Genomic DNA, 24,231 nt, shown 5'->3' with positions numbered 1-24,231 from the left:
CAGGCTGAGCCCGGGTTAATGCTATCGTCGAGCCGGTCAGGCTCGCAGACTACAGCGCCAGCGCTCTTTTCACCGGCGCGAAACTGCGGCGATGATGCTCGGTGGCGCCCAGCGCGGCCAGCCGCTCCAGGTGGAAGGCGGTCGGGTAGCCTTTATGCTGCGCGAAACCGTAGTCCGGGTACTCGCTGTCCAGCTCGGCCATTTCGCGATCGCGCGTGACCTTCGCCAGAATGGACGCCGCGCTGATCTCCGCCACGCGGCTGTCGCCCTTCACCACCGCCTGCGAACGCATCGGCAAGCTCGGGCAACGGTTACCGTCGATTAAAACCATGTCCGGCGCGATATGCAACCCGGCCACCGCGCGCTGCATCGCCAACATGGTGGCGTGCAAAATGTTCAGTTGGTCGATTTCCGCCGGTTCGGCGCGCCCCAGGCTCCAGGAGAGCGCCTTGGCGACGATTTCGTCATACAGCGCCAGGCGGCGTTTTTCACTGAGTTTCTTGGAGTCCGCCAGACCGACGATCGGCTGCGCCGGATCGAGGATCACGGCGGCGGTGACCACCGCGCCGACCAACGGGCCGCGGCCCACTTCGTCCACACCGGCAATCAGCGTGGCAGCGGGATAGATAAAGGGTTCAATCATGCTTTCGCCAGCTCCAACACAGCCTGAGCGGCCTGTTCGTCCGCACCGCAACGGATGCTTTGGTGCAAGGTAAGGAAAGTCTGTTTCAGCGCGTCGGTTTCCGGGCTCTCTTCCAGCAGCGGCATCACGGCGGCGGCCAGTTTGTCCGGTACGCAGTCATGCTGCAACAGCTCGGTGACGATCTCGCGCCCCGCCAGCAGATTCGGCAGCGAAACGTAAGGCGTTTTTACCAGCTTCTGCGCCAACCAGAAAGTGAACGGCTTCATGCGATAGCCCACCACCATCGGGCACTTGGCCAGCATGCACTCCAGCGCCGCCGTACCGGATGCCAGCAGCGCCGCGTCGCTGGCGATCATCGCTTCGCGCCCCTGCCCGTTCAGCAGGTGTACGGTCAAATCCGGTGCAACCTCGGCCTTGATGCGCTCAAACTGCTCGCGCCGTTTGGCGTTGACCAGCGGCACCACCACTTCCAGCTCGGGATAACGGGTGCGCAGCAGCTGCGCGGTTTTGAGGAAATCGGCGCTCAGCATCTCGACTTCGGCGCCGCGGCTGCCCGGCAGCAAGGCCAGACAGCGCGCCTGCGGAGCGATGCCAAGCTGAGCGCGCGCCGCCAGCCGGTCGGGCTGCAACGGCATGGCGTCCGCCATAGTGTGGCCAATAAACCGGCAAGGCACGTTGAAACGATCGTAAAACGCTTTTTCGAAAGGGAGAAAGGCCAGCACCAAATCGGTGGCTTTGCCTATTTTGAAAACGCGCTTTTGTCGCCAGGCCCACACGGAAGGGCTGACGTAGTGGATGGTGCGAATGCCGCGCTGCTTGAGGCGGCCTTCCAGCGTGATGTTGAAGTCCGGCGCGTCGATGCCGACAAACACGTCCGGCCGCAGCTCACCGAAGCGGCGGGTAAGATCCTTGCGGATCTTCAACAGGCGTGGCAAACGCTCGAGCACTTCCACCACGCCCATGACCGCCAGCTCTTCCATTTCGTACCAGGCTTCGCAGCCTTCGGCCTGCATCAGCGGGCCGGCGACGCCTACGAAACGCGCGTCGGGGATCTGCGCCTTGAGCGCACGGATCAAGCCGGCGCCGAGAATGTCACCGGAGGTTTCTCCGGCGACCAGTCCGATAGTCAATGGACGATTCGACATAACTCAGCGAATGATTCCACGGGTGGAACGGGTGAAGAAATCGAGGTATTGCTGCACCACCGGCTGTTCTTTGGCCAGGGCTTCGATTTCCGCTTTCGCTTCATCCAGCGTTTTCTCGCTGCGATACAGGATTTTGTAGGCGTTGCGGATTGCCTGCATTTCATCCTTGTCAAAACCGCGGCGCTTCAGGCCGACCGCGTTGACGCCGAACGGCGTAGCGTGGTTGCCCTGAGCGATGACGAAAGGAGGCACGTCCTGAGCGACACCGGAACAACCGCCTACCATCACATGCGCGCCGATAATGCAGAACTGGTGGATCGCCGTCATGCCGCCGATGATGGCGTGATCGTCGATTTCCACATGCCCCGCCAGCGTGGCGTTGTTGGCCAGCACGCAAGCATTGCCGACCACGCAATCGTGGGCGACGTGCACGTTGACCATCAGCAGGTTGTCGTTGCCCACTTTAGTCAGGCCGGTACCCTGCGCGGTGCCGCGATGAATGGTCACGCTTTCGCGGATGCGGTTGCGATCGCCCACTTCAACGCGCGTCGGTTCGCCCGCGTATTTCAGATCCTGATTCACTTCGCCGATAGAGGCGAACTGATAAATCTGATTATCGCAGCCAATCTTGGTAATACCGTTCACCACCACGTGGGATTTCAGCACCGTGCCGGCGCCGATTTCCACCTGGGAGCCGACGTAGCAGAAAGGGCCGATATGCACGTTGGCGCCTATCACGGCGCCTTCTTCGACTATCGCGCTAGGATGGATAAAGGCGGTTTGGTCAATCACGGATTAAGCCTCCCGGCTGCGGGCACACATCATGGTTGCTTCGCAGACAATTTTACCGTCAACGGTCGCCACGCCTTTGAAGCGAGTCAGACCGCGGCGAGTTTTCTCGAAGGTGACTTCCATGACCATCTGATCGCCTGGCACCACAGGGCGCTTGAAACGTGCTTCGTCGATACCGGCGAAGTAATACAGCTCGCCCGGCTCCAGTTTGCCGACGCTTTTAAACGCCAGAATACCGGTGGCCTGCGCCATGGCTTCCAGGATCAATACGCCTGGGAAAATCGGTTTGCCAGGGAAATGGCCCTGGAAAAACGGTTCATTCACCGATACGTTCTTCACCGCACGCAGATATTTGTGCTCTTCAAACTCGAGGACGCGGTCGACCAGCAAGAACGGGTAACGGTGAGGAAGCAGATCCAAAATTTCTGCAATATCCAGAGTATGAGTGTCAGTAGTCAAAATACTCTTCCTGTCTCTAAAAACTGATGGCATCAACAACACGGCCTGCGCTGACCCCAAAAGGAGATCATCATGCAGGCCGCAAATTAACATCTCTTTGCGCTTTTGGTCTCACGACCAACGCGTTTCGTTTTGTACCCGCCAGGGCGGGCGGCAATGATTAGTCTTTTCCGACTTTACGTTCGACAGCTTTCAAGCGTTTGCTGATCTCATCGATATTCATCACCAACGCAGCGGTTTTACGCCAAACCTTGTTAGGCTGCAACGGAATGCCCGAAGAGTATACCCCAGGTTCGGTGATTGGTCGCATAACCATTCCCATTCCGGTAACAACAACCTTGTCGGCAATCTCCATGTGACCGTTGATCACGCTGGCACCGCCGATCTGGCAGTAGCGGCCGATTTTCAGGCTGCCGGCCATGATCACACCGCCGGCGACGGCGGTATTGTCGCCAATCACGACGTTATGTGCAATCTGACATTGGTTGTCGATGATAACACCATTCCCGATTTGGGTGTTATCCAAAGCGCCGCGGTCAATGGTGGTGCAAGCGCCGATTTCGACGCGATCGCCGATAATCACCGTGCCCAACTGAGGGATTTTGATCCACTCGCCGCGCTCGTTCGCATAGCCGAAACCGTCCGCGCCGATCACGGTGCCGGACTGGATCAGGCAGCGCTGGCCGATTTCAACCGCATGATAAATTGTGACATTCGCCCACAGACGCGTTCCCGCGCCGATGCGTGCGTGTTTGCCGATGAAGCAGCCCGGGCCGATAACCACGTTATCGCCAAGCACCGCACCCGACTCAATCACCGCGTTCGCCCCAATGGCGACGTTCTGCCCCAGCTGCGCTTCAGGCGAGATCACCGCGCTTGGCGCGATATCCTGCGCCGGTGCCGGCGTAGTGTCCATCAGTTGCGCCATGCGCGCGTAGGTCAGATAAGGGTTTTTAACCACCAGCGCCGCAGCACGGCAGTGTGGTAAATCCGCTTCGGTAAGCACCACGGCGCTTGCCTGGCAGGAAGACAGCTGCTCTTGATAGCGGCTGTTTGACAAAAACGTGATTTGGCCAGGCTGTGCCGAATGCATAGAAGCAATGCCGGTGATGACGAGATCGCCATCACCGTGCAATTGTGCATCCAACTGCTGCGCTAAATCAGCCAGTCGAATTGAAAGCATGTGTTATTTAACCTGTTTCAGCACGTCAGCAGTGATATCTTTGGAAGAGTCTGCATAGGCAACGGCGTTGGCGTCGATCACCACGTCATAACCGCCTTTGCTGGCGACAGATTTCACCGCGTCCTGAATGCGGCTCAGGATCTTGTTACGTTCTTCCATCTGGCGACGGCGGTTGTCCTGCTCGAAAGCCTGGGCTTTCTGAGAGAACTGCTCGCGTTGCGCCATCACGTCTTTTTCCAACTTGCTGCGGTCGCTGGCTTTCATGGTAGCGCCGTCACGCTGCAGACGTTGCATTTTGGTCTGCAGGCTACGTTCCATGTTCTGGAGTTCGCTTGCACGGCCTTTAAACTCGTTTTCCAGCTGTTTAGCGACCGCTTCGCGGGCCGGCAGCTGTTGGAAAATGCTGGAGACGTTAACGACAGCGATCTTATCTGCTGCCTGAACGCCAGCTGAAGCAGCCATTGCTAAACCGAGGCCTGCGGCACACAACCACTTTTTCACTATAAACTCCTTACCATCACCCATTTGTGTCATATGACACTGAAGTACACAATTTGCCAGACTTGTCCCACCAAACAATGAGAATCATCTCCCTCTGCCGGCGGGCGCCTGGCCATTGCGATTCTTAATAACTGTTATGCCCAGAGGCGAGACCCGTTACCAGGTCTTACCGATGTTAAACTGGAACTGTTCGGACTTGTCGCCTTCGTATTTCTTGATCGGGTTGGCGTAAGAGAACACCAATGGCCCCAATGGCGACATCCACTGCAGCGCGATACCGGCGGAAGAACGAATATTGCTGGCCTTGCTGTAGTCCGGCACGCCGTACATCAGCGTTTCGTCGGTATTCTTCCACTTGGTATCCCACACGGTACCGGCATCGATGAACAGCGAGGTCCGCACCGAGTTGGCGTATTTCTCGCTGATGAACGGCGTCGGGGTGATCAGCTCCAGGCTGGCGACCGCCATGGCGTTACCGCCCACCGCGTCATCCGAGCTACAGATGCTCTGACGCGAGGTCGTGCTGCCGGCGTTGAACTGACACTGGTACGAGTTGGAGTTGTAGTACACCGCCTTCGGACCAATGGTGTTGGACTGGAAGCCGCGCACGGTGCTCGAACCACCGGCGTAGAAGTTCTCGTAGAACGGCATTTCCTTGCCGCCCAACCCATCCGCGTAACCCAGACGGCCACGGCCCAACAGCACCCAGGTGCGATCGTCGTTGATCGGCACGTACTGTACGCTGTCCAGCGTCACCTTGTAGTATTCGTTGTCCGAGCCCGGAATGGTGACCTTACCGTTCAACGTGGTGCGGTTACCCGAGGTCGGGAAGTAGCCGCGGTCCAGGTTGTTGTAGGTCCAGCCCAGGTTCAGCGTAAAGTCGTCGGTCGAGTAGCTGGCGCGGTCGGTTTTGTTCGCATCCACGCCCATCGAGTCGAGGTAACGCCACATGGCGATCTGCGGCTGCATGTTCGACAGGCCGTTGTGGACGTAGCCCAGGCCGGTACGCAACGAGTTGTTTTCGTTGATCGGGAAGCCCAGCGTGCCGTCGATACCGTAACTCTTGTTGGTATAGTCCGACAGATCCGCGTCATCCGCCTTAAAGTCGTTGTAGAAGATGCGGCCGCCCAGGCTCACACCGTCAACGGTGAAGTACGGGTTGGTGACCGACAGTTCGGTATAGGTCTGATAGTCGTTCTTGGTGCCGCTGATGCCGACCGAGTACCCGGTACCCAACCAGTTATCCTGCTGCACGCCCGCCTGGAAGCTGACGCCGCTCTCGGTGCCGTAACCGACGCCGAAGTTGAAGGTACCGGTGTTGCGTTCTTTCACCTTGTAGGTCACATCGACCTGATCGGCGGTGCCCGGCACGCGCTGGGTTTCCACGTCAACCGTTTCGAAGTAGCCCAGACGGTTCAGACGCTCTTTGCCCTGCTCGACCTGCTCGTTGCCGAGCCAGGCGCCTTCCATCTGGCGCATTTCGCGACGCAGTACGGAATCCTTGCTGGTGTCGTTGCCTTCGAACTTGATGCGACGCACGTAGAAGCGGTTGCCCGCGTCAACGTTGACGTGCAGTTTGACGGTTTTATCCGCGTCGTTGATCTCAGGCTGAGTGCCGACGCGCGGGTAGGCGTAACCATAACGGCCCAACATCGTTTTGATGTTGTCTTCCATTTTGGTCACCTTGCTGCCGTTGTACAGCTCGCCTGGCTCGATTTTGGTGATCTGAGCGACTTCCGCCGAGTGGCCGGCCAGATTGCCGTTCACGACAACATCGGAAAGCTTGTACTGCTCGCCTTCGGTGATGTTGATGGTGATGTAAATGCCTTTTTTATCCGGCGTCAGGCTCACCTGGGTAGAATCGATGTTGAAGCGGGCATAGCCGCGATCCAGATAGAAGCTGCGCAGGGTTTCGAGATCGCCCGCCAGTTTTTGCTTCTGGTATTTGCGATCGCCGACCAGGTTCCACCATGGCACTTCGTCACGCAGTTGGAAGCGTGAGATCAGTTCGTCGTTGGTGAAGGCATGGTTGCCGACGATGTTGATTTGTTGAATCTTGGCGGAGACCCCTTCCGTGAACACCAGCTTCAGGTCGACACGGTTGCGCGGCAACGGCGTGACTACGGCTTTCACCGAGGCGCTGTATTTACCGACGCTGTAGTAGAAGTCTTCCAGCCCTTTTTCAATGCTGGAGATCGTGGTGCGGTCGAGCGCCTCGCCCACCCGGACGCCGGAGGCTTCCAGGTTCTGCTTGAGCATGTCATCCTTCACCGACTTGTTGCCGGAGAAAGTGATGCTGGCGATGGTAGGACGTTCCTTCACCTGCACGATCAAGGTATTACCATCGCGCAGCACGCGCACGTCCTCGAAGTTGCCGGTGGCAAACAAGGCACGGATGGTATTACTGATGTCATCGTCAGTGACGGTATCGCCGACGCGAACCGGCATGTTGAGTAACGCCGCACCGACGGCGACTCGCTGCAGGCCTTCGAAATGAATGTCTTTCACTACGAACCCGTCTGCACCGTATACGGTGGCGCTGCCAAACAGCAGCGACGCTATGAGCAACTTTTTCATCGCCATCGTTGTTATGCGTTCTTCCTAACCTATCCCCGCCCCTAAAGGCGGGAAAAATCATTGAAAAGTGCAAGACCCATCAACAACACCAGCACGATCGAACCTATGCGGTAGCTGTAGTCCTGTACTCGCTCGGAAACCGGCCCACCCTTCAGCTTTTCTATCGCCAGGAAGAGGAGATGCCCACCATCTAACACCGGTAATGGGAACAGGTTGATGATACCCAGGTTGACGCTAATCAACGCCAGGAACATCAGATAATACACGAACCCGACTCCGGCTGACGCCCCAGCTCCCTGTGCAATCGAGATCGGGCCACTCAGGTTGTTCAGCTTTACATCACCGGTTATTAATTTGCCCAGCATGTTGACCGTCAGCCGCATCAGCTGCCAGGTCTTGTCGCCGGCCTGATACAGCGCCGGGAACGGTCCATACTGGCGAATCGTTTTATACTCGTCCGGCAGCGGCAGCACTTTTGGAATGATGCCTGCAAACCCCACCGATTTGTCTTTTCCCACCGGCTTTGTATCCGGTATCAGCGTCAAAGACAAGGGGGCGCCGTTTCTTTCAATCTCCAAAGCCAGCGGTTGCCCCGGGCCATCGTGGATACGCTTCACCAGCGTCTGCCAACGACCCAACGGCTGACCATCGACTTTAACGATCCTGTCCCCCGCTTGTAAACCCGCCTTTTGCGCCGCCGAGTTAGGCTGCACTTCCGCCAACACGGATTCGATCTGCGGGCCGCGCGGCATAATGCCCAGCGCGACAACGGGATCCTGCTTGTCCGGTTCAAAGTTCCACTGGCGCAAGTCCAGGGTTTTGCTCACCACCTGCGAAGAGCCGAACGGCGCGACGCCGACCTCGGTTTGCGCATCGCCAATCTTCGCCACCAGCGCCAGACGAACTGACTCCCAATCAGGCGTTTCGATGCCGTCAACCGACTTTAGTTCCATGCCAGACGAAATTTCGGCCTTGGCGGCGATGGATTGCGGCGCGATTTCGCCGATCACCGGGCGGAAACTCGGCACGCCGATGATGAACACCAACCAATAGGCAAGGATAGCAAACAGGAAGTTGGCGATGGGGCCGGCGCTGATGATGGCCGCGCGCTGCCAGACGGTTTTGTTGTTGAAGGCCTGATGGCGCATTTCCGGCGCCACCGACTCCACGCGCTCGTCCAGCATCTTCACGTAGCCACCGAGCGGAATCAAAGCGATGACGTACTCGGTGCCCTGGCGATCGGTGCGGCGCCACAGCGCCCGGCCGAAGCCGATGGAGAAGCGTTCAACGCGCACGCCGCAACGACGGGCAACCCAAAAGTGTCCGAACTCGTGCACGGTAATCAAAATACCGAGCGCAATCAGAAACGCCACCAGGTTCCAAAGCACGCTGACCATCATCCCTCACTTTCCGTCATTGACGGATTAAAACACCAACAGCATCAGGCAGGCAAACACCGGCACCGCCGCGGTCAGGCTGTCGATACGGTCCAGTATGCCGCCGTGACCGGGAATCAAATGACCGCTGTCCTTGATGCCCGCTTCGCGTTTGAACATGCTTTCGGTCAAATCGCCCAGCACCGAAGCCAGCGCGGCGATCACCGAACAGGCCAGCAGCGTGGTCGGCACCACGTTCAGCGGCGCGTAGCGGCCGAACAGCCAGGAAATGACCGCCGATGTCAGCAGCCCGCCGATCAACCCTTCCCAGGTTTTACCCGGCGAGACCTTCGGCGCCAGCTTATGCTTGCCGAACAGCTTGCCGAACATATAGGCGCCGGAATCCGCGCCCCACACCAGCAGCATCACGTACAGCAGCCACCAGGCGCCGGTAAACGGGTTTTGCTCATAGCCGAACTGGCGCAGCGCCAGCATGCCCCAAAAAAACGGCACGATGGTCAGCAGGCCGAACAGCAGGCGCAGCGGGCGCGAATTGCGCCAGATGGCGGCCGAGCCGGGGTAAAACAGCACCAGCAGCAGCGCCGCCAGCCACCAGGCCAGCGACAGCCACAGCGAGCCGCTTACCTGCGGCACGGATTGATGGTAGGCGGGAACGCTGAGCATCATCAGCGCCAGCAGAAAACCGCACAGTATCGCCAGCCAGATGCGCTGCGAACGGGAGGTAAAACCGGCCAGTTGGCCCCACTCCCAGGCTGCTAACATGCACACGACGAGCGTTACCAGAGCAAAGGCCAGCGGCGGCAACAGGAACAGCGCCGCGATAACGATCGGGATTAAAATCAGAGCAGTTATGAGGCGATACTTCAGCAAAAGTTCTCCCTAGGACGCATCGGCGCCGATAGGTGTTGTTCCCCCGAAGCGGCGCTCACGTTGTGCAAATGCATTCAGCGCACCTTCAAAGACAAGTTCATCGAAATCAGGCCAGAGCACATCAGTAAAGTAAAGTTCAGCATAGGCGATTTGCCACAGCAGGAAGTTACTGATGCGATGCTCGCCACCGGTGCGGATAACCAGATCCACCGGCGCCAGGTCGCTCATGCAAACCCGTTCGCTCAATAATTCCTCGCTGATCTGATCCGGGTGCAACTCCCCGCCCCGAACCTGCTCGGCCAGTTCCCTTACTCCCTGAATGATATCCCAACGGCCGCCGTAGTTGGCAGCGATATTGAGCGTCAGGCCATCGTTATTTTCCGTCAGTGCTTCAGAGCGGCGGATCCGCTCCTGCAAACGCGCGCTGAACCGGCTAATATCGCCGATCACCCGCAGCCTGACGTTATGTTTATGCAGGCTTTTTACTTCACTATCCAAAGCGCGGACAAAAAGCTCCATCAGGGCAGAGACTTCCTGCACCGGACGGTTCCAGTTTTCGCTGCTGAAGGCATAAAGCGTGAGTGCATCTAAATGGTGGCTGGCGGCAAAACTGACCGCGCGGCGAACCGATTTCACCCCTGCTTTATGACCGAAGACACGTAACTTGCCCTGACGTTTGGCCCAGCGTCCGTTACCGTCCATGATAATGGCGACATGGCGCGGCCCCGGGGAAGATGGATTAGCCTCTTGTTGGTTTGCGGACGACATAACTCGTACTTATTTCCTCAATAGAAATATAACTGCCTTTCCGGAACATCAGACCCTTACGCGCAAAAAAAGCCGTGTGCCCGACACGGCTTTCAGCCTGCCCTCGCGATACCCGACGCAGTCGGGTCGCCATTGGCGCACAAGGCGCCAATCGAGCCATAATTCAACGGTATAACCGCTGACAGGTGGCGCAGACTATACCACCTCAGCGGGGCATGAACAAACGGCCCCGCGGCGGCACGCGCGAATTACGAGCAAAATCGGATAATCACCGTGATCGGCCGCACAACGTGCGAACGCGTTCCTCGGCGGCGGCGCGCGCCTGGCGGTCAATGTCTAAGACCGCTTCGATGCTGGTCGGTTCCTGCAGCGCGAGACGCTCCACCACCTGGCGATTGACCGCCGCAATGTCGGTAAAGCGAATCTGCTGCTGCAAAAATGCCGCCACGGCGATTTCATTGGCCGCGTTCAGCGCGGTGGTCGCCGCCTGGCCGGCCTCGAACGCTTCGATCGCCAAATACAGGCAAGGATAACGTTCGCGTTCCGGTTCAGCGAAGGTCAGCGAACCGATGCGGCAGAAGTCCAGCGCTTCCACGCCGGAGTTCACGCGCTGCGGATACGCCATCGCGTGGGCGATCGGCGTGCGCATATCCGGCGTACCCAGCTGCGCCAGCACGCTGCCGTCGGCATAGCGCACCATCGAGTGAATCACCGACTGCGGGTGCAGGATCACTTCCATTTGCTCGGCCGAGGCGTTAAACAGCCAGCGGGCCTCAATGTATTCCAGACCTTTGTTCATCATGGTGGCAGAGTCCACCGAGATCTTGCGGCCCATCGACCAGTTCGGGTGGGCGCAGGCTTGATCCGGCGTCATCGCGGCGAACTGTTCCAGCGGCGTGGTGCGGAACGGGCCGCCGGAGCCGGTAAGTACGATGCGCGAAACACCATGACTGTCCAGTGAAGAGTATCCCAACTGGCGCTGAATACTCTCAGGCAAACTCTGAAAAATCGCGTTGTGCTCGCTGTCGAGCGGCAGCAGTTGCGCCTGGCTTTGCCGCACCGCGTCCATAAACAGGCGGCCGCAGGTGACCAGCGACTCTTTGTTGGCCAGCAGCACCTGCTTGCCTGCGCGGATCGCCGCCAGCGTCGGCAACAGCCCCGCAGCGCCAACGATGGCTGCCGTCACTTGATCAACGTCATCCAAAGCGGCCAATTCACAGGCCGCTTGTTCCCCGGCCAACACTTCGGTAGCGACGCCGTTCTCCGCCAGGATAGCGCGCAGCTCGCGCGCGGCGCTTTCATCCGCCATCGCGGCGAAGGCGGGCCGGAATTCGATGCATTGCTGCGCCATAACCGCGACGTTGCGGCCGGCCACCAACGCTTTGATCGCAAAACGCTCGGGATTCGCCCTGACCACGGCCAGGGTGCTGGTCCCTACCGAGCCGGTCGAGCCAAGAATGGTCAGTTGCTTCATGAGTTCACTCTGAATAACTGTCTGATGAGATCGGAGGTGCTCCAGTGTGGAACCTTGGACAGCGCTTGTCCATGATCTTTCAGTACGATGAAACGGGATCTGCGCCACAAAAAACAAAGCGCCGCCCAGGCGACGCTTTTTTTCTGCGCGATGCTGATTAGAAATCCATCAGCTCTTTTTCTTTCTCCGCCAACGCGGCGTCGACCAGCTTGATGTAAGCGTCGGTCATTTTCTGAATCTCGTCTTGTGAACGACGTTCTTCGTCTTCGCTGATCTCTTTGTCTTTCAGCAGCGCCTTGACCTTGTCGTTGGCGTCGCGACGCACGTTACGCACCGCTACGCGGCCCTGCTCAGCTTCACCGCGTACGATCTTGATCAGATCCTTACGGCGTTCTTCGGTCAGCGGAGGCAGCGGAACGCGAATGTCAGAACCGGCGGAAGACGGGTTAAGGCCCAGATCGGAGCTCATGATCGCTTTCTCAACGGCCTGGCTCAGGCTGCGGTCGAACACGTTGATTTTCAGCGTGCGGGAGTCTTCCACGGTCACGTTGGCCAGTTGACGCAGCGGGGTAGCGGCGCCGTAGTATTCCACCATGATGCCGTCCAGAATGCTTGGCGAAGCGCGGCCGGTGCGGATCTTGCTGATTTGGTTTTTGAATGCTTCTACGCTTTTTTCCATGCGTGAATCAGCATCTTTTCTGATTTCATTAGTCACGTTGCAAACCCTTGGAAGCTGGTTACTTGGCAGGCGATACTCAAGTATAGCCCGTAATCGTACTCGGAGAGCGCGCGGCGCCTGGCGTCACGCGCTCCGAAAAGGGGTGTGAACAGCCTTATTTGCTGATCAGCGTACCTTCGTTCTCACCCATCACCACGCGGCGCAGCGCGCCAGGCTTGTTCATGTTGAACACGCGGATCGGCAGACCGTGATCGCGAGCCAGCGTAAACGCCGCCAGATCCATCACTTTCAGCTCGCGCTCCAGCACGTCCTGATAGGTTAATTGTTCATACAGCGTCGCATCCGGGTTTTTCACCGGATCGGCGGAGTAGACGCCATCCACTTTGGTGGCTTTCAGCACCACGTCCGCTTCGATCTCGATGCCGCGCAGGCAAGCAGCGGAATCGGTGGTGAAGAACGGGTTGCCGGTACCGGCGGAGAAGATCACCACGCGGTTGTTGCGCAGCAGGCTGATCGCCTCTGCCCAGCTGTAATTGTCACACACGCCGTTCAGCGGGATCGCCGACATCAGGCGGGCGTTCACATAGGCACGGTGCAGTGCATCACGCATAGCCAGGCCGTTCATCACGGTAGCCAGCATTCCCATGTGGTCGCCCACTACGCGGTTCATGCCGGCTTGCGCCAGGCCCGCGCCGCGGAACAGGTTCCCGCCGCCAATAACTACACCGACCTGAATTCCCAGTTCGACCAGCTCTTTCACTTCCTGAGCCATGCGATCCAAAACGCTGGCGTCGATACCAAAACCTTCTGCACCTTGCAGGGCTTCGCCACTCAGTTTAAGCAGAATACGCTGATATACGGGTTTTGCATTGGTTGCCATGGTGTTCTGTCCTAAGAAGCAGTATTAGTATTGGGGATTTCAGCCGATGAAACGCGCCTGAGGTGAGTATCACGCTGCAGGGCTTGCCACCGGTGTAATTCTGGCTGGATAGTATGGAACCGCCAGACGGCGGTTCCATCGACAGTCATTAAGACTGTTTGCTCATCGCGGCAACTTCAGCAGCGAAGTCGGTTTCGACTTTCTCGATGCCTTCGCCCACTTCGAAGCGAATGAAGTTGGTCACGTCAGCGTTGTGCTCTTTCAGCACCTGAGCAACGGATTTGCTCGGATCCATAACGAAAGGCTGACCGGTCAGAGAAACTTCGCCGGTGAATTTCTTCATGCGGCCTTCAACCATTTTCTCTGCGATTTCTTTCGGCTTGCCGGACTGCATGGCGATGTCCAGCTGAACCTGGTACTCTTTTTCTACCACTTCAGCAGACACGTCTTCTGGCTTCACGAACTCTGGCTTGCTCGCCGCAACGTGCATTGCGATTTGCTTAACCAGCTCTTCGTCAGCGCCTTTAGCCGCAACCAGAACGCCGATACGCGCGCCGTGCAGGTAGCTGCCCAGCACTTCGCCTTCCAGGGAAGCAACGCGACGAATGTTGATGTTTTCGCCGATTTTTGCCACCAGCGCTACGCGCTCTTCTTCGAACTGTGCTTTCAGCACGTCAACGTCAGTGATTTTGCCGGCCATAGCGGCATCCAGCACTTTGTCGGCGAACGCCTGGAAACCGGCGTCTTTTGCTACGAAGTCAGTCTGGCAGTTAACTTCCAGAATGATGCCGTAGTTGCCTTCGATCTTGGTTTTGATCACGCCGTCAGCAGCCACGTTGCCTGCTTTTTTAGCGGCTTTGATCGCACCGGACTTACGCATGTTTTCGATTGCCAGTTCGATGTCGCCGTTGGATTCAACCAGCGCCTTCTTGCAATCCATCATGCCAGCGCCGGTACGCTCGCGCAGTTCTTTTACCAGGGCAGCGGTAATATCAGCCATTTCTTTTTCCTCGGTTATCTCGCGTGGAGACAGTTCTCATTCAGATAAGCAAAGGGGGCCTTAACAGGCCCCCCTAACCAACATATGTCAATACCTGGTTAATAAGGGCTCAGTGACGAGCTTGCCTTATTATTCAGCTTCTACGAAGCCTTCTTCCGCCTGAACGGCCAGATCTTGAGAACGACCTTCACGCACAGCGGCAGCAACAGCAGTCAGGTACAGGTTTACTGCACGGATTGCGTCGTCGTTACCAGGGATGATGAAGTCAACGCCGTCTGGGTTGGAGTTGGTATCAACGATAGAGAATACCGGGATACCCAGGTTGTTGGCTTCTTTGATCGCGATGTGCTCGTGATCGGCATCGATAACGAACAGTGCGTCTGGCAGACCGCCCATATCTTTGATACCGCCCAGGGAGTTTTCCAGCTTGGCCAGTTCACGAGTGCGCATCAGCGCTTCTTTCTTGGTCAGCTTGTCCAGGGTGCCGTCTTGAGACTGGATTTCCAGATCTTTCAAACGCTTGATGGACTGACGAACGGTTTTCCAGTTAGTCAGCATACCGCCCAACCAGCGGTGGTTCACGAAGAACTGGTCACAGCTGTTAGCAGCGTCTTTTACCGCTTCGCTTGCTGCGCGCTTGGTACCAACGAACAGGATCTTGCCTTTACGGGAAGAGATCTTGGTCAGTTCAGCCAGAGCGGCGTTGAACATTGGTACGGTCTGCTCCAGGTTGATGATGTGAACCTTGTTACGAGCGCCGAAGATGAAAGGCTTCATTTTCGGGTTCCAGTAACGGGTCTGGTGACCAAAGTGAACACCAGCCTTGAGCATGTCGCGCATGGAAACAGTTGCCATGATTAAACCTCTATAGATTAATTGGGGTTATGCCTCCACGTATCCCATAACGCCGACCCTGGCGGCGACAAGTCACCTCAGGGCACCCCGGCGGATGTGCCGATACGTGTGTGTTATTTACACAAAATGAGTGCAGTTAAAGTATTTTCGGCCGATTCCCGCCAGGCCACAAGAACCAAGTCGCGGATCGCCGGCGCGCTTTATACCATAAACCCGCCGCCGACACCAACTTTTGTTGCGTTTCGCCGGGCGTCAGGAAATGAAATTTGGCAGCCCCCGGCCGGGCTGATACCATAAGTCACTGCTTCTTATTGTCGACGATAACGACACCTGCGGACGAATTTCATGGCAATCTCAATTAAAACACCTGATGACATCCAAAAAATGCGCGTGGCCGGCCGCCTGGCCGCCGAAGTGCTGGAGATCATCGAGCCGCACGTCAAACCTGGCGTGACCACCGGCGAACTGGACCGTATCTGTCACGAGTACATCACCAACGAGCAGCAGGCCATCTCCGCCTGCCTCGGCTACCACGGCTTCCCGAAATCCGTGTGCATCTCGGTGAACGAAGTGGTGTGCCACGGCATCCCGAGCGACGACAAAACGCTGAAAGACGGCGACATCGTCAACATCGACGTGACCGTGATTAAAGACGGTTTCCACGGCGACACCTCGAAGATGTTCATCGTCGGCAAACCGACCATTCTGGGCGAGCGCCTGTGCCGCGTCACTCAGGAAAGCCTGTATCTGGCGCTGAAGATGGTCAAACCGGGCATCCGTCTGCGCACCCTGGGCAAGGCCATCCAGCAATTCGTCGAGGCCGAGAAATTCTCCGTGGTGCGCGAGTACTGCGGCCACGGCATCGGCGAAGTGTTCCATGAAGAGCCGCAGGTGCTGCACTATGACGCGGACGACGGCGGCGTGGTGCTGCAGGCGGGCATGGCCTTCACCATCGAACCGATGGTCAACGCCGGCGACTACCGCATCCGCACCATGAAAGACGGCTGGACGGTAAAAACCAAAGATCGCAGCTTGTCGGCGCAGTATGAGCATACTATTGTGGTCACTGATAACGGCTGCGAGATAATGACGTTGCGCAAGGATGACACTATCCCCAACATCATTACGCACGAGATGTAAGCACTGCGGCGCACGCCGCGTGCAGAATGTCACCAGGCCGGCTTATGCCGGCCTTTTTTATGGGCTGCGCACTATGTCTGACAATCTCCTTCAACCGGCTGTGCCGATGCCGCCCGCCTCTCCCAGCGTCTACGGCGACGACGAGCTCACCTGCCCGCTGCTGAAACAGCGGCTGGAGCAGTTCCAGCTGTGGCTGGCGGCGGCGTTCGACGCCGGATCCAGCGCCGAAAGCCTGGTGGCGGCGCGCAGCGACTTCATCGATCGCCTGCTGCGCCGGCTGTGGACGTTCTACGGCTTTGAAGATATCCCGGAAACCGCGCTGGTGGCGGTCGGCGGCTACGGCCGCTGCGAGCTGCATCCGCTGTCGGATATCGACGTGCTGGTGCTCAGCCAGCGCCGGCTGACGGAGCAACAGTCGCAGCGGGTCGGCGAATTCATCACCCTGCTGTGGGATCTCAAACTGGAAGTGGGCCACAGCGTGCGCACCCTGGAAGAGTGTCTGCTGGAAGGGCTGGCGGATCTGACCGTGGCCACCAACCTGATCGAATCGCGCATGATCTGCGGCGACGTTGCGCTGTTCCTGCAGATGCAAAAACATATCTTCAGCGACGGCTTTTGGCCTTCGCCGCAGTTCTTCCACGCCAAGATCAGCGAGCAACAGGAGCGTCATCAGCGCTACCACGGCACCAGCTATAACCTGGAACCGGATATCAAAAGCAGCCCCGGTGGCCTGCGTGACATCCACACGCTGCTGTGGGTGGCGCGTCGCCACTTCGGCGCCACCTCGCTGGACGAAATGGTCGGCTTCGGTTTCCTCACCCAGGCCGAGCGCAACGAGCTGAACGAATGCCAGAGCTTCCTGTGGCGCATCCGTTTCGCGCTGCATCTGGTGCTGCCGCGTTACGACAACCGTCTGTTGTTCGATCGTCAGCTCAGCGTCGCGCAGCTGCTGCGCTATGAAGGCGAAGGCAACGAGCCGGTCGAGCGCATGATGAAAGACTTCTACCGCATGACGCGCCGCGTCAGTGAGTTGAACCACATGCTGCTGCAGCTGTTCGACGAAGCCATCCTGGCGCTGGACGCCACCGAAAAGCCGCGCCCGCTGAACGACGATTTCCAGCTGCGCGGCGATCTGATCGATCTGCGCGATGAAACGCTGTTCATCCGCGAGCCGCAAGCCATCATGCGCATGTTCTACCTGATGGTGCGCAACCGCGAGATCAAAGGCATTTACTCCACCACCGTGCGCCAGCTGCGCCACGCGCGCCGCCACCTGAAACAGCCGCTGTGCACCATCCCGGAAGCGCGCGATCTGTTTATGGCCATCCTGCGCCACCCCGGCGCGGTGTCGCGCGCGCTGGTGCCGATGCACCGTCACAGCGTGCTATGGGCCTATATGCCGCAGTGGGGCAAGATCGTCGGGCAGATGCAGTTCGATCTGTTCCACGCCTATACCGTCGACGAACACACTATCCGCGTGCTGCAGAAGCTGGAGAGCTTCGCCGAGCCTGAAACCCGGCCGCGCCATCCGCTGTGCGTGGAGCTGTACCCGCGCCTGCCACACCCGGAACTGCTGCTGCTGGCGGCCTTGTTCCACGATATCGCCAAAGGGCGCGGCGGCGATCACTCGATCCTCGGCGCGGAAGACGTGGTGGAGTTCGCCGAACTGCACGGCCTCAACTCGCGAGAAACCCAGCTGGTGGCCTGGCTGGTGCGCTGCCACCTGCTGATGTCGGTCACCGCGCAGCGCCGCGATATTCAGGATCCGACGGTGATCCAGCAGTTCAGCAGCGAAGTGCAGAGCGAAACCCGCCTGCGCTATCTGGTGTGCCTGACGGTGGCGGATATCTGCGCCACCAACGAAACCCTGTGGAACAGCTGGAAGCAGAGCCTGTTGCGCGAGCTGTATTTCGCCACCGAAAAACAGCTGCGCCGCGGCATGCAAAACAGCCCGGATCTGCGCGAACGCGTGCGCCACCATCGCCTGCAGGCGCTGGCGCTGCTGCGCATGGACAACATCGACGAAGAGGCGCTGCACCGCATCTGGAGCCGCTGCCGCGCCGATTACTTCCTGCGCCACTCGCCGAATCAGCTGGCCTGGCACGCCCGCCACCTGCTGGCCCACGACTCCACCCAGCCGCTGGTGCTGGTCAGCCGCCAGGCGACGCGCGGCGGCACCGAGATCTTCATCTGGAGCCCGGATCGCCCTTACCTGTTCGCCGCCGTCGCCGGAGAGATGGATCGCCGCAACCTGAGCGTGCACGACGCCCAGATCTTCACCAACCGCGACGGTATGGCGATGGACACCTTTATTGTGCTGGAGCCGGACGGTAGCCCGCTGGCGCAGGATCGCCACGCGGCGATCCGCCAGGCGCTGCTGCAGGCCATCACCCAGCGGGAGTACCAGCCGCCGCGCGTGCGCCGCCCCTCTTCCAAGCTGCGCCACTTCAGCGTGCCGACCGAGGTCACCTTCCTGCCGACCCATACCGATCGCCGCAGCTACCTGGAGCTGACCGCGCTCGACCAACCTGGCCTGCTGGCGCGGGTGGGCGAAGTGTTCGCCGATCTGGGGCTGTCGCTGCACGGCGCGCGCATTTCCACCATCGGCGAGCGGGTCGAGGATTTGTTCATCCTGGCCGACGGCGAGCGGCGCGCGCTCGACCAAGAAACGCGCAGAAAGTTGGAGCAACGGTTGACAGAGGCCCTCACCCCAAACGATAAAATGTGATACAAGTAACTTTTTACCGACAACATCAGGAAAGAGAACAGCATGCAGCAATTACAGAACGTTATTGAAAGCGCCTTCGAACGCCGTGCGGACATCACCCCGGCGAACGTAGACACCGTAACGCGCGAAGCGGTAAACCAGGTGATCGGCCTGCTGGACAGCGGCGCCCTGCGCGTCGCCGAGAAGATCGACGGTCAATGGGTCACCCACCAGTGGCTGAAGAAAGCCGTGCTGCTCTCTTTCCGCATCAACGACAACAAGGTGATGGACGGCGCGGAAACCCGCTACTACGACAAAGTGCCGATGAAATTCGCCGACTACGACGAAGCGCGCTTCCAGAAGGAAGGCTTCCGCGTCGTGCCGCCGGCCACCGTGCGCCAGGGCGCGTTCATCGCTCGCAACACCGTGCTGATGCCGTCTTACGTTAACATCGGCGCCTACGTCGACGAAGGCACCATGGTCGACACCTGGGCCACCGTCGGCTCTTGCGCGCAGATCGGCAAAAACGTTCACCTGTCCGGCGGCGTCGGCATCGGCGGCGTGCTGGAGCCGCTGCAGGCCAACCCGACCATCATCGAAGACAACTGCTTCATCGGCGCGCGTTCCGAAGTGGTGGAAGGCGTGATCGTGGAAGAAGGCTCGGTGATTTCGATGGGCGTGTACCTCGGCCAGAGCACCCGCATCTATGACCGCGAGACCGGCGAAATCCATTACGGCCGCGTGCCGGCGGGTTCGGTGGTGGTTTCCGGCAACCTGCCGTCGAAAGACGGTTCTTACAGCCTGTACTGCGCGGTGATCGTCAAGAAGGTCGACGCCAAAACGCGCGGTAAAGTCGGCATTAATGAGTTATTGCGCACTATCGACTAAATTGAAATAGCGGGTGATTCACCCGCTATTTTTTTGTCTGCGTTTCGCTGGCAGTCACAGTCGCAGATCTCGCTTTCCGCCATAATCGCAGTCGTGGAATATAACGATCACATCTAAAGAGGGCGCAGTATGTACGATAACTTGAAGAGTTTGGGCATCAATCAACCGGAAGACGTCGATCGCTATAGCCTGCGTCAAGAGGCCAACAACGACATCCTCAAGATCTATTTCCGCAAGGACAAGGGCGAGTTCTTCGCCAAGAGCGTGAAGTTCAAGTATCCGCGCCAGCGTAAAACCGTGGTGGCGGACAACGCCGGCCAGGGCTACAAGGAAATTCACGAGATCAACCCAAACCTGCGTTATGTGATCGACGAGCTGGATCAGCTGTGCCAGCGCGATCAGGTGGAAGTGGATCTGAAGCGTAAAATCCTCGACGACCTGCGCCATCTCGAAGGCGTGGTGTCGCACAAGATTGCCGAGATCGAAGCCGATCTGGAAAAACTCACCCGCGGCAAATAATGCGGATCGGTTGACCCACATCATCGCCAAGGCGCCCTTTTGCGGCGCCTTTTTACTTTACGATTGCAGCAGCGTGCCCCACTGCTCGACCCACGGGCAGGCGGCCACCTCCGGTTCCGGCTGTTCCATCGCATCGATCTCCAGCACTTCGCCAACGCGGGTGGCGCCCTGCTCCTGCAGCAGCGCGTCGAACGCGCGCCCGGCACCGCAGAAGTGGTCATAGCTGCTGTCTCCGAGGGCAATCAGCCCATAGCGCAGCTCCGGCTGGTAGCCAACCCGATCGCGGATAGCGTGGAACAGCGGCGCGATGCTGTCCGGCAGATCGCCCTGCCCGGTGGTGGAGGTGATCACCAGCGCGTAGTGCTGACGATAAAACTGCCAGGCCTCCAGCGTGCCCTCTTCGAACAGTTTGACCTCATGGCCCTGCTCGCTGAGGATGTTTTGCGCCTCTTCCGCCACCAGCAGCGAATTGCCGTAGACCGTTCCCACGAAGATACCAACCTGAGCCATGGCTCCTACTCCCTTCATTACCTTTAAAAATTGTCAGCTATCCTGACCGTTAGCCGCGCTAAACTCAACCCCGGCAAGTTCAGGGAATACCCCCGCCCAGCCGAACTGCGCCATCACCCCTTGCCAGGCTTCGTCCCAGCGCGCCGTTACCTGCAGCGGCTCGCCGGTCACCGGGTGCTTCAGCTGCAGATGGCTGGCGTGCAGCATCAGGCGCGGGCAACCGAAATGCTGCGCCATCCCGCGGTTCTGCCGCAGATCGCCGTGCTTGCTGTCGCCGATGATCGGATGGCGAAGATGCGCCATATGGCGCCGCAGCTGATGTTTGCGGCCGGTTTCCGGCTGCAGTTCCACCAGGCTATACCGCGCGCTGTCGTAGCGGCCGACGGCCACCGGCATCTCCACCTGCGCCAACGGCCGGTAGTGCGTTACCGCCGGCTGCGGCCCCTTGTCGGCATCGGCATGTTTATCGGCGATTTTGTCCAGTTCCGCCGTCAGCGGGTAGTCGAGGGTCGCCCCCTCCTGCACGTAACCCCGCACCACCGCATGGTAGGTTTTCTGCACCTGATGTTGTTCGAACTGCTGCGACAGCAGGCGCGCCACCTCGCTGGACAGCGCCATCAGCAGCACGCCGGAGGTCGGGCGATCGAGACGGTGCACGGTAAAAACGTGCTGCCCGAGCTGATCGCGCACCGTCTGCATCATAAAGCGGGTTTCATGACGATCCAGCCAACTGCGGTGCACTAACCAACCCGACGGCTTGTTCACCGCCACCAGGTGCTCATCCTGATATAAAATCTCAATCACATCACGTTCCCAGGTCAATAACCGTTTCGGGCGCGAGTATAACAGGCATGAGACGCAACGCTAGTTCACCCATTCGATGGTCACCAGCCGCGTATCGGCGCGGCCGCGCTCGTCTACCGCCCGAATGCGGTAGCGCCCGTTGTTGATCGGCCGCCAGTCGATCGGCTTTTTGCTGGCACTGCTGCCGAGATAGATATCGTCGACGAACCAGTACACCGTCTTGCTGTCGGCGTCCGTCACCGCATTGAAGGCGATTTTGTCCCGCCCCTGCTGCGACTGGCGCAGGGTATAGGTGGTGTTTTTCAGCGGTGAAGTGATGCGCGGCGCGCTGCCGCCGACGGCGATGCCGTTGTCCTTGCAGCGATTGATCGGCGGCGCCCGCTTCGGCAACCCGGCCTGAGCGAACACATTGGCCAGATCGGAAGGCCAGAATTCAAAAATTTCGGTGCGGGTCTGCGCCGCGTCATACGGCGGGCAAACAACCTCGCCGCTGTGAATATCCAGCACCACCGGCCGGTAAACGCTGTCGACCTTGATCGGCGACTTGCCGGGAATGAACCAAGTCTTGCCCTTTTGCTGGCACCACGGCGTCGGCAGATCGCCGCTGGCGAGACAAATGTCCACCCGCCGCAGCCGTTGGGGGAATGGGTGTTTCGGTTCCCGCAGGCCGGGATAGCTGGCGTTGACGCTGTCGATGATGTTGAAGAACAGCGGCGCGGCGGCTTCGGCGCCGACCAACGCATTGTTGCCGCGCCCATCGAAGTTGCCTTCCCACACCACCAGCACATAAGGGCCGAAAATCCCGACGCTCCAGGCGTCGCGAAAGCCCCATGAGGTACCGGTCTTCCAGTACACCGGCAGCGACGAAGAACGCTGCGCCAGCGTATCGCCCGGCCGCCGGTGCTGGCGCAGCATATCCAGCGTGATGAAACTGGCCTCCTCGCTCAGCAGCCGTACCGGCGTCGATTCGGCCAGGTTAAGCTGCATGCGAAGCGGCCGCAGCTCGCCGCGATTCGCCAGCAGCGCATACAGCTTCGCCAATTCCTGCGCCGTTACCTCGCCGCCGCCCAACACCAGCGACAGCCCGTAGTGGCTCTCGTTGGCCATATTGGCGACGCCGGTCAGGCGCAAAAACTGATAAAAGGTCGGCTGACGCAGCTGTGAGGCGACATAGACCGCCGGGATGTTACGGCTGAAATTCAGCGCGTCGGTGGCGGTCACCGGGCCGAGAAAGCGCCGGTCGAAATTTTCCGGCGCATAGGCCCCAAACGACGAAGGCACGTCTTTCAGAATGGTCATCGGATGCAGCACGCCCTGCTCCATGCCCAGCGCGTAGATGAACGGCTTCAGCGTCGATCCCGGCGAGCGTTTGGCGTTGGTGCCGTTCACCTGCCCCTGAATAGGGCGATTGTAATAGTTCGCCGATCCCACCAGCGCGCGCACCCCCATATCGCGGCTGTCCACCAGCAGCACCGCGGCGTTTTGGATGCCGCGGCTGCGGTTGCGGGCGATAAAGGCGTTGACCTGTCGTTCGACCAGCCGCTGCAACCCGGCGTCCAGCGTAGTGTCGACGCGGGTATCACGTTGCACCAGTTGCTGCGTCTGCAGGCGCAGCTGTTCGATAAAGTGCGGCGCGATATAGGGTACTTGCTCAGGCTGGCGCAGCGCCAACGGCAGGCGGAACAGCGTTTGCTGGCTGGCGTCGGTAGGGTAAACCTGTTGCCAGCGCAGGAACAGACGGTTGCGCGCCTGCGTCAACGCCGCGCCGAGCACGCCGGTTTTCGGCTCCAGACGGTAGCTGGGCGACTGCGGCAACACCGCCAGCGTCAGCGCCTCCGGCAGGGTCAAATCCTTCGGCGACTTGGCGAAATAGATCAGGCTGGCGGCGCCGATGCTTTCAATGTTGCGGCCGTAGGGCGCGTAATTCAGATAGGCTTCCAGGATATCGCGCTTGGAGTAGCTCAGTTCCAGCTGCACCGCACGCAGCACCTGCAGCAGCTTGCCGCCCGGCGTACGGGTATTGAGATGCCAGCGCATCCGCGCCAGCTGCATGCTGATGGTCGAACCGCCCTGCATTTTGCCGCCGGCGACATAGCTGCGCCAGAAACCGCGCATCAAGCTGACGGGGTTAAAGCCGGGGTTATAGTAGAACCAGCGATCTTCGTGCAGCAGCAATCCGCGCACCGCCAGCGGCGACACTTGCTCCAGCGGGGTCCACAGCCGGTAGCGATCGTCGTTGGCCAGCGTAATGCGCAGCAGCGCGCCGTGCCTGTCGTAATAAACGGAAGACTGCGGCAGCCCCTGCCACAAGGGCGGATGCGGCCACAGCCGAATTGCGGTCAACAGCAGCGCCAGTAAAAACACCGCCATCAAGCCGTTTTGCAGCACGCGCCCGGTCAGGATCTTCATACGTTCTCAGCATTCCGGCGCCAGACGCTGG

22 protein-coding genes are annotated in these 24,231 nt (G+C 59.2%); 4 read left to right on the top strand and 18 right to left on the bottom strand.

What is annotated here, in order from left to right; translation table 11 throughout:
- Nucleotides 1–49: 49 nt before the first annotated feature.
- The 15 genes from rnhB to rpsB form a co-directional block, all read right to left on the bottom strand.
- A complete protein-coding gene (rnhB, locus tag L085_RS09220) occupies nucleotides 50–643 on the bottom strand; it encodes a ribonuclease HII (protein WP_015378890.1) in 594 nt (197 codons plus the stop codon).
- Nucleotides 640–1,788, bottom strand: a complete 1,149-nt coding sequence (lpxB, locus tag L085_RS09215) for a lipid-A-disaccharide synthase (protein WP_004931967.1) — start codon at nucleotides 1,786–1,788, stop codon at nucleotides 640–642. The genes rnhB and lpxB overlap by 4 nt, the downstream gene beginning before the upstream one ends.
- Before the next feature lie 3 nt (nucleotides 1,789–1,791).
- Nucleotides 1,792–2,580, bottom strand: a complete 789-nt coding sequence (lpxA, locus tag L085_RS09210) for an acyl-ACP--UDP-N-acetylglucosamine O-acyltransferase (protein ID WP_004931964.1) — start codon at nucleotides 2,578–2,580, stop codon at nucleotides 1,792–1,794.
- Nucleotides 2,581–2,583: 3 nt separating this feature from the next.
- Nucleotides 2,584–3,039: a 3-hydroxyacyl-ACP dehydratase FabZ gene (gene fabZ, locus L085_RS09205; RefSeq protein WP_004931962.1), complete on the bottom strand. Its 456-nt coding sequence runs from the start codon at nucleotides 3,037–3,039 to the stop codon at nucleotides 2,584–2,586.
- A gap of 160 nt (nucleotides 3,040–3,199) precedes the next feature.
- Complete coding sequence (gene lpxD, locus L085_RS09200; RefSeq protein WP_004931959.1) at nucleotides 3,200–4,222, bottom strand: UDP-3-O-(3-hydroxymyristoyl)glucosamine N-acyltransferase; 1,023 nt, start codon at nucleotides 4,220–4,222, stop codon at nucleotides 3,200–3,202.
- Nucleotides 4,223–4,225: 3 nt separating this feature from the next.
- Nucleotides 4,226–4,723, bottom strand: a complete 498-nt coding sequence (gene skp / locus L085_RS09195; protein ID WP_004931958.1) for a molecular chaperone Skp — start codon at nucleotides 4,721–4,723, stop codon at nucleotides 4,226–4,228.
- Nucleotides 4,724–4,879: 156 nt separating this feature from the next.
- Nucleotides 4,880–7,306, bottom strand: coding sequence for an outer membrane protein assembly factor BamA (gene bamA / locus L085_RS09190; protein ID WP_004931955.1), 2,427 nt, complete (start codon nucleotides 7,304–7,306; stop codon nucleotides 4,880–4,882).
- 35 nt (nucleotides 7,307–7,341) lie between these two features.
- Nucleotides 7,342–8,697 (bottom strand): sigma E protease regulator RseP, encoded by a 1,356-nt coding sequence (gene rseP, locus L085_RS09185; protein ID WP_044031990.1) that lies wholly within the window; start codon nucleotides 8,695–8,697, stop codon nucleotides 7,342–7,344.
- A 27-nt stretch (nucleotides 8,698–8,724) separates the two neighbouring features.
- Nucleotides 8,725–9,567 carry a phosphatidate cytidylyltransferase gene (gene cdsA, locus L085_RS09180; protein ID WP_004931949.1) on the bottom strand — a complete coding sequence of 281 codons (843 nt, stop codon included), beginning with the start codon at nucleotides 9,565–9,567 and terminating at the stop codon, nucleotides 8,725–8,727.
- Nucleotides 9,568–9,576: 9 nt separating this feature from the next.
- Nucleotides 9,577–10,335: a (2E,6E)-farnesyl-diphosphate-specific ditrans,polycis-undecaprenyl-diphosphate synthase gene (ispU, locus tag L085_RS09175; RefSeq protein ID WP_004931947.1), complete on the bottom strand. Its 759-nt coding sequence runs from the start codon at nucleotides 10,333–10,335 to the stop codon at nucleotides 9,577–9,579.
- Between the two features lie 268 nt (nucleotides 10,336–10,603).
- The gene (ispC, locus tag L085_RS09170; RefSeq protein ID WP_015378893.1) at nucleotides 10,604–11,809 is read right to left on the bottom strand and encodes a 1-deoxy-D-xylulose-5-phosphate reductoisomerase; all 1,206 of its coding nucleotides are present in this window, start codon (nucleotides 11,807–11,809) and stop codon (nucleotides 10,604–10,606) included.
- A gap of 157 nt (nucleotides 11,810–11,966) precedes the next feature.
- Nucleotides 11,967–12,524 (bottom strand): ribosome recycling factor, encoded by a 558-nt coding sequence (gene frr / locus L085_RS09165; protein ID WP_004931943.1) that lies wholly within the window; start codon nucleotides 12,522–12,524, stop codon nucleotides 11,967–11,969.
- Between the two features lie 118 nt (nucleotides 12,525–12,642).
- Nucleotides 12,643–13,368 carry a UMP kinase gene (gene pyrH / locus L085_RS09160; protein WP_004931940.1) on the bottom strand — a complete coding sequence of 242 codons (726 nt, stop codon included), beginning with the start codon at nucleotides 13,366–13,368 and terminating at the stop codon, nucleotides 12,643–12,645.
- Nucleotides 13,369–13,516: 148 nt separating this feature from the next.
- A complete protein-coding gene (gene tsf, locus L085_RS09155; RefSeq protein WP_004931939.1) occupies nucleotides 13,517–14,368 on the bottom strand; it encodes a translation elongation factor Ts in 852 nt (283 codons plus the stop codon).
- A 129-nt stretch (nucleotides 14,369–14,497) separates the two neighbouring features.
- Complete coding sequence (rpsB, locus tag L085_RS09150; RefSeq protein ID WP_004931937.1) at nucleotides 14,498–15,223, bottom strand: 30S ribosomal protein S2; 726 nt, start codon at nucleotides 15,221–15,223, stop codon at nucleotides 14,498–14,500.
- A gap of 345 nt (nucleotides 15,224–15,568) precedes the next feature.
- Between rpsB and map the strand changes: the two genes are divergently transcribed.
- The 4 genes from map to L085_RS09130 all read left to right on the top strand — a co-directional run bounded on the left by map (nucleotide 15,569) and on the right by L085_RS09130 (nucleotide 20,477).
- Entirely contained in the window at nucleotides 15,569–16,363 is a 795-nt protein-coding gene (map, locus tag L085_RS09145) for a type I methionyl aminopeptidase (RefSeq protein ID WP_004931936.1), read from the top strand.
- Nucleotides 16,364–16,436: 73 nt separating this feature from the next.
- Nucleotides 16,437–19,091, top strand: coding sequence for a bifunctional uridylyltransferase/uridylyl-removing protein GlnD (glnD, locus tag L085_RS09140; protein ID WP_044030607.1), 2,655 nt, complete (start codon nucleotides 16,437–16,439; stop codon nucleotides 19,089–19,091).
- Between the two features lie 42 nt (nucleotides 19,092–19,133).
- The gene (gene dapD, locus L085_RS09135) at nucleotides 19,134–19,958 is read left to right on the top strand and encodes a 2,3,4,5-tetrahydropyridine-2,6-dicarboxylate N-succinyltransferase (RefSeq protein ID WP_004931932.1); all 825 of its coding nucleotides are present in this window, start codon (nucleotides 19,134–19,136) and stop codon (nucleotides 19,956–19,958) included.
- A 129-nt stretch (nucleotides 19,959–20,087) separates the two neighbouring features.
- Complete coding sequence (locus L085_RS09130) at nucleotides 20,088–20,477, top strand: DUF3461 family protein (protein WP_004931929.1); 390 nt, start codon at nucleotides 20,088–20,090, stop codon at nucleotides 20,475–20,477.
- A gap of 57 nt (nucleotides 20,478–20,534) precedes the next feature.
- Here L085_RS09130 and L085_RS09125 read toward each other — a convergent pair whose 3' ends face one another.
- From L085_RS09125 to pbpC, 3 genes are read right to left on the bottom strand one after another with little or no spacing between them, the layout of a single operon-like run.
- Nucleotides 20,535–20,987: a flavodoxin gene (locus L085_RS09125; RefSeq protein ID WP_044030606.1), complete on the bottom strand. Its 453-nt coding sequence runs from the start codon at nucleotides 20,985–20,987 to the stop codon at nucleotides 20,535–20,537.
- 33 nt (nucleotides 20,988–21,020) lie between these two features.
- Nucleotides 21,021–21,791 (bottom strand): tRNA pseudouridine(65) synthase TruC, encoded by a 771-nt coding sequence (truC, locus tag L085_RS09120; RefSeq protein WP_031300599.1) that lies wholly within the window; start codon nucleotides 21,789–21,791, stop codon nucleotides 21,021–21,023.
- Between the two features lie 60 nt (nucleotides 21,792–21,851).
- A complete protein-coding gene (pbpC, locus tag L085_RS09115; protein ID WP_044030605.1) occupies nucleotides 21,852–24,200 on the bottom strand; it encodes a penicillin-binding protein 1C in 2,349 nt (782 codons plus the stop codon).
- Nucleotides 24,201–24,231 lie beyond the last annotated feature (31 nt).

It is taken from the genome of Serratia sp. FS14 (assembly GCF_000695995.1).
Lineage (GTDB): Bacteria > Pseudomonadota > Gammaproteobacteria > Enterobacterales > Enterobacteriaceae > Serratia > Serratia nematodiphila.
This window is presented reverse-complemented; position numbering and strand designations above follow the sequence as displayed.

Excerpts from the sequence above, each read along its gene's own strand:
- L085_RS09125 (WP_044030606.1), bottom strand. The coding sequence starts at position 20,987 with ATGGCTCAGGTTGGTATCTTCGTGGGAACGGTCTACGGCAATTCGCTG.
- lpxD (WP_004931959.1), bottom strand. The coding sequence starts at position 4,222 with ATGCTTTCAATTCGACTGGCTGATTTAGCGCAGCAGTTGGATGCACAA.
- map (WP_004931936.1), top strand. The coding sequence starts at position 15,569 with ATGGCAATCTCAATTAAAACACCTGATGACATCCAAAAAATGCGCGTG.
- tsf (WP_004931939.1), bottom strand. The coding sequence starts at position 14,368 with ATGGCTGATATTACCGCTGCCCTGGTAAAAGAACTGCGCGAGCGTACC.
- bamA (WP_004931955.1), bottom strand. The coding sequence starts at position 7,306 with ATGGCGATGAAAAAGTTGCTCATAGCGTCGCTGCTGTTTGGCAGCGCC.
- rnhB (WP_015378890.1), bottom strand. The coding sequence starts at position 643 with ATGATTGAACCCTTTATCTATCCCGCTGCCACGCTGATTGCCGGTGTG.
- dapD (WP_004931932.1), top strand. The coding sequence starts at position 19,134 with ATGCAGCAATTACAGAACGTTATTGAAAGCGCCTTCGAACGCCGTGCG.
- pbpC (WP_044030605.1), bottom strand. The coding sequence starts at position 24,200 with ATGAAGATCCTGACCGGGCGCGTGCTGCAAAACGGCTTGATGGCGGTG.
- rseP (WP_044031990.1), bottom strand. The coding sequence starts at position 8,697 with ATGGTCAGCGTGCTTTGGAACCTGGTGGCGTTTCTGATTGCGCTCGGT.
- ispU (WP_004931947.1), bottom strand. The coding sequence starts at position 10,335 with ATGTCGTCCGCAAACCAACAAGAGGCTAATCCATCTTCCCCGGGGCCG.
- rpsB (WP_004931937.1), bottom strand. The coding sequence starts at position 15,223 with ATGGCAACTGTTTCCATGCGCGACATGCTCAAGGCTGGTGTTCACTTT.
- pyrH (WP_004931940.1), bottom strand. The coding sequence starts at position 13,368 with ATGGCAACCAATGCAAAACCCGTATATCAGCGTATTCTGCTTAAACTG.
- glnD (WP_044030607.1), top strand. The coding sequence starts at position 16,437 with ATGTCTGACAATCTCCTTCAACCGGCTGTGCCGATGCCGCCCGCCTCT.
- L085_RS09130 (WP_004931929.1), top strand. The coding sequence starts at position 20,088 with ATGTACGATAACTTGAAGAGTTTGGGCATCAATCAACCGGAAGACGTC.
- lpxB (WP_004931967.1), bottom strand. The coding sequence starts at position 1,788 with ATGTCGAATCGTCCATTGACTATCGGACTGGTCGCCGGAGAAACCTCC.
- ispC (WP_015378893.1), bottom strand. The coding sequence starts at position 11,809 with ATGAAGCAACTGACCATTCTTGGCTCGACCGGCTCGGTAGGGACCAGC.